The 4,826-nt window shown below is 60.1% G+C and carries 3 protein-coding genes; all 3 read left to right on the top strand.

The window, feature by feature from the left end; genetic code table 11:
- Positions 1–581 precede the first annotated feature (581 nt).
- A complete protein-coding gene (locus tag HXO69_RS08660) occupies positions 582–2,012 on the top strand; it encodes a transcriptional initiation protein Tat (RefSeq protein ID WP_296546544.1) in 1,431 nt (476 codons plus the stop codon).
- 212 nt (positions 2,013–2,224) lie between these two features.
- On the top strand, positions 2,225–3,280 hold the full coding sequence (locus HXO69_RS08665; RefSeq protein WP_296546545.1) for a 3-isopropylmalate dehydrogenase: 1,056 nt from the start codon (positions 2,225–2,227) through the stop codon (positions 3,278–3,280).
- 341 nt (positions 3,281–3,621) lie between these two features.
- Entirely contained in the window at positions 3,622–4,719 is a 1,098-nt protein-coding gene (locus HXO69_RS08670; RefSeq protein ID WP_296546547.1) for a branched-chain amino acid aminotransferase, read from the top strand.
- Positions 4,720–4,826 lie beyond the last annotated feature (107 nt).

Genomic DNA, 4,826 nt, shown 5'->3' on the forward strand with positions numbered 1-4,826 from the left:
GTATCGGGGTGGTGGGTCGGGGCTGGGAGCCTCTTTTTTGCTCTCACGTGCAGGAATATTTTGTGGGTTTGTGTGTGGTGGCGTGTGCTTGAGTGAGTATGACACGCCAAAAACAGCTATTTTTAGTGACCTTGATTACTTTTTTGTGGATTATTTATTCAACTAAAGCTTGAGAGTTTGGGGTTGTATGGGGTTCGAATTCGGGTTTAAGAGACCTGAAACTCCCTTAAGTAACCTATTTTGGTTGAAAAACCTTCAAGTAGTGCGGAGAGTTTATGGGAAACCTCCTAATCAGGGCCACATTTGGAACCATTGCGGTGTAGGTCCTTGATGGGTATAGTTTTGGCTGTACCCGAAATCTACGCCGATGGTCTATGGCCTCGCAGAGCGAACACCAAGAGCTCTGAAGCGCGAAAGTCCCTATGATAGGGGACCGGTTACAGCATTATGTCGTTATCACCAGAGGTTAGGCGCAAGCCTACTTCACTCACTCGAATCTCATCAGGTGACGTTCTTCGCCGCGCACGACGGCGGGTGATAACTTTTATTCCTCAAAATGACATCACTCTCGAAGGACATATATGTCTACTAATATTTCTCGCCGCAAGGTTGTCGCTGGCGCAGCATGGGCTGCTCCGGTTGTTGCAGCATCTGCTGCAGTTCCCGCTTTTGCATCTTCCACTGAGTGCGAGTACTCGTCTGCTCCCAAGTTCAACATTTCCGGTCAGCCCTCCGGCGCTAAGGACACCGTCAAGTTCACCATCCCGGCGAATGTCGACAAGCTTCGCTTCGAGGTCGCTGGTGGCGCAGGTGGCGGCTCCGCTCAGGTTGCTGGCGGTTCTGGTGCTCTCGTGACCGGTGAAATCCCCGTCAAGGCAGGCCAGGTTGTTGAGCTGGTCGCAGCTGCCGGTGGTGTAGCTTACCTGGCGTCCGAGCCCGGCGTTGACAGTGCGGCTATTTGGCAGACCCGCCCCGCAACCGGTGGTAAGGGCTACGGTAACGGTGGTGACGTCAACGAACAGCCCGTTCCCGCAGACGCTAAGGCTCGTGTTGAAGCTATCGCGCCCATGCCTTCCGATATGAAGCGTTACCTCTACGGTGGTTCCGGCGGTGGCTCCTCCGCTCTGGTTATTGATGGCACCCCGATTGCTGTTGCAGGTGGCGGTGGCGGTGCGGGTATCCGTACCCAGCCCGGTACCAACAACATGCCCGCAAATAGCCCGTTCTACAACCCCAAGGCAGTCAACGCTTCCACCACCAGCCTGGGTGACACCGCGGTTAAGTCCGTTCTGCCCGCAGGTGCAAGCGCATCCGCAGCAGCCGGTGACGACGCTGAGACCTCCGTCTCCCACTACACCGTTCTGAAGCCCCACGCCAGTGACCGCACCGCTATGAAGGTTGCTGGTGGTAAGGGCGGTAACGGCGGCGTCGGTGGTGCAGGTGGCGAGCAGCCCCTGCTGTACAACGACAAGGCTAACGTCTACGGCGTTCTGGGCTTCACCAGCCAGAACAAGCAGGAGCTCTTCAGCTCCTCCACCGCTGGCGACAAGGGTGGCTCCGGCTTCGACGGTAAGGGTGCAGACGGCGTCTTCGCATACTCCTACCAGATTGATAACAACGATATCTCCAAGCTGGAAATCGTTCACCAGACCAACCCCCTTAACCTCAACGAAAAGCGCCCCTACAGCGAAAACGACACCCGCAAGTCCTTCAACGGCTACCAGACCGTTGTCTCCGCAGGCGGTGGCGCAGGTTACGGTGGCGGTGGCTCGGGTGCAGCTCGTGGCCTGTCCTCCATCATTACCTCCCAGAAGTGGAACGCTAACGAAGAGCCCACTCGTTACCGCCAGAACGTTAGCGCGCTGCTGCAGGCAGGCGCAGGTGGCGCAGGTGGCTCCTACGTTGCTCCCGGCGTAGCCGGTGGCTCCATTGCATCTGCTAACAACGGTGCAAAGCAGTCCGGCGTTCGTAACCCCGGTTACGTGAAGGTCACCCTCTGCGAGCGCTCCTAATAGCGTCAAGCATTTAGGGTCCTCACGCTGAGTGAGAACTCATAACAATATTCCCCGGCTGAATCATCAGCCGGGGAATATTGTTTTAACCGGTGGGGCAGGGGAGCGGTAGCTAACCTGGAACTCTCTAGCCCAGACTCTGCCTAGCCCAGACTCTGAGAACCCGCCCGCACACTCTACCGCCCACCGGCGGCGCGTATTACGGTAGAGGCATGACTGAAGCACGTAGCATCGACCTCGCCGTCATCCCCGGCGACGGCATCGGACCCGAAATCATTACCGAAGCCCAGCGCATCCTCACCCGCGCCTGCGAGCTCGAAAACATCACCGTAACCCCCACCCACTACAAGCTCGGCGCCGAGCACTGGCTGGAAACCGGTGAAACCCTGCCCGACTCCACCATGGAATCCCTCAAGCAGCACGACGCGATCCTCTTCGGCGCCATCGGTGCAGACCCCCGTAGCGGTCAGATTCCCTCCGGCCTCATCGAACGCGAAATGCTCCTGAAGCTGCGCTTCGCCTTCGACCACTACATCAACCTGCGCCCCTCCCGCCTGTACCCCGGCGCAGTCTCCCCGCTCGCCAACCCCGGCAACATCGACTTCGTGGTCGTGCGTGAAGGCACCGAAGGCCCCTACATCGGCAACGGCGGTGTCATCCGCGGCGGCACCCCGCACGAAATCGCCACCGAAGTCTCCCTCAACACCGCGCACGGCGTGGAGCGCCTGGTCCGCTACGCTTTCGAGCTTGCCTCCACCCGCCGCAAGAAGGTCACCCTCGTGCACAAGACCAACGTGCTCACCCACGCCGGTCGCCTCTACAACCGCTACTTCACCGAAATCGCGAAGGAATTCCCCGAGGTTGAGACCGACTACCTGCACATTGACGCAACCACCATCTTCATGGTCACCGACCCCGCACGCTTCGACGTGATTGTTACCGACAACCTCTTCGGCGACATCATCACCGACCTCGCAGGCGCTGTGACCGGCGGTATCGGCTACGCGGCAAGCGGCAACATCAACGCCGTTGGCGAGTTCCCCTCCATGTTTGAGCCCGTGCACGGCTCCGCACCGGACATCGCCCGCCAGAACAAGGCAAACCCGACCGCCGCAATCCTCGCCGGTGCGATGCTGCTGCGCCACCTCGGCCACGATGCAGCCGCAGCCCGCATTGAGGACGCTGTTGAAGCAGATATGCGCGAGAACGGCGCAAGCGTGCGCGGAACCGATCAGGTCGGCGCGGACGTGCTCGCACGCCTCGGTTAATACTTGCCCGGCTAAAATGTGAACTACGCTAGTGAAGCCCGGAAGGTACACACACCTTCCGGGCTTCACCTGTTCACATCCTGAATGAGAGAAAAGGTGCGCATGCGGCAAACGCATCTTTCCGGTACTCTAAACAGGTCAGGCACACCCGCCCGGCACCTCGGCGGTGGACACCCTCCACCACTCACTGCAATGCATCCGACTAGCACAGACCGCTAGATGCACCATCTGCCCCGCACGACAACGCGCCCGGCGGCACACACCGGTTCTACGCCCCGACGCGAGAACCGCGAATCAAAGAACGCCTGCACAAGCAACTAGACAAAGAGGAACGCAGAACGATGGCCATCGAATTCAGCCACGAAGCAAACCAGTCACCCGCCACCGCCGAACGCCGCGCCGAAATCCTTGCAAACCCCGGCTTCGGTGACTACTTCACCGACCACATGGTCACCATCGACTGGGAAGGCGACTACAAGACCGGTGGCACCTGGTACGACGCACGAGTTCGCCCCTACGGCCCGCTCGTCCTCGACCCCGCAGCATCCGTCTTCCACTACGGTCAGGAAATCTTCGAAGGCATCAAGGGCTACCGCCACGCCGACGGCTCCGTATGGACCTTCCGCCCCGAAAAGAACGCGGCACGTTTCGCGAACTCCGCACACCGTCTCTCCCTGCCCGAACTGCCCGAAGAGACCTTCATCGAATCCCTGCGCGAGCTCATCAAGGCAGACGAGCAGTGGGTACCCACCGGCGACGGTGAAGCCTTCTACTTCCGCCCCTTCATGATTGCCACCGAGGCGTTCCTGGGCGTTCGCCCGGCCCGCCACGTGCAGTACCACGTGATTGGCTCGCCCGCAGGTAACTACTTCGGCACCCCCGAGCCCGTGGACATCTGGCTCTCCACCACCTACGCCCGCGCAGGCGAAGGCGGCACCGGTGCAGCAAAGTGCGGCGGTAACTACGCAGCATCCATGATCGCCCAGACCGAGGGTGAGAAGCACGGCTGCAAGCAGGTCATCTTCAAGGACCCGCACCGCGGCGACGCCATCGAAGAGCTCGGCGGCATGAACGTGTTCTTCATCTTCGGCAAGGAAAACAAGATCGTTACCCCCGAACTGACCGGCACCATCCTGGAGGGCGTGACCCGCTCCTCGCTGATTCAGCTGGCTAAGGACCGCGGTATGACCGTCGAAGAGCGCGCTATCACCCTCAACGAGTGGCGTGAAGGCGTAGCAAACGGCGACATCACCGAAATCTTCGCCTGCGGCACCGCAGCAGTGGTCGCTCCCATCGGCAAGCTCAAGGCAGAAGACTTCGAGATTCCGGCACCCACCGAGCACTTCGGCGAAATCTCCAAGAGCCTGCGCGAAGAGCTCGTCGGTATTCAGCTCGGCACCGTTGAGGACCGCCACGGCTGGATGACCCGCCTCATCTAAGACCCCTGACTTATGTCACCCGCGAAATCCCCGCAGGATGCGCTCCCACCCGGAACGCACACCCGCGGGGATTCGTTGTGCCCGCTAAATGCTGTAGGGGAGGGGAT

The organism is Rothia sp. (in: high G+C Gram-positive bacteria) (assembly GCF_015265375.1).
Lineage (GTDB): Bacteria > Actinomycetota > Actinomycetes > Actinomycetales > Micrococcaceae > Rothia.

What these genes read in the sequence shown, in the direction of transcription:
- HXO69_RS08660 (WP_296546544.1), top strand. Translation starts at nt 582, where the DNA reads ATGTCTACTAATATTTCTCGCCGCAAGGTTGTCGCTGGCGCAGCATGG.
- HXO69_RS08670 (WP_296546547.1), top strand. Translation starts at nt 3,622, where the DNA reads ATGGCCATCGAATTCAGCCACGAAGCAAACCAGTCACCCGCCACCGCC.
- HXO69_RS08665 (WP_296546545.1), top strand. Translation starts at nt 2,225, where the DNA reads ATGACTGAAGCACGTAGCATCGACCTCGCCGTCATCCCCGGCGACGGC.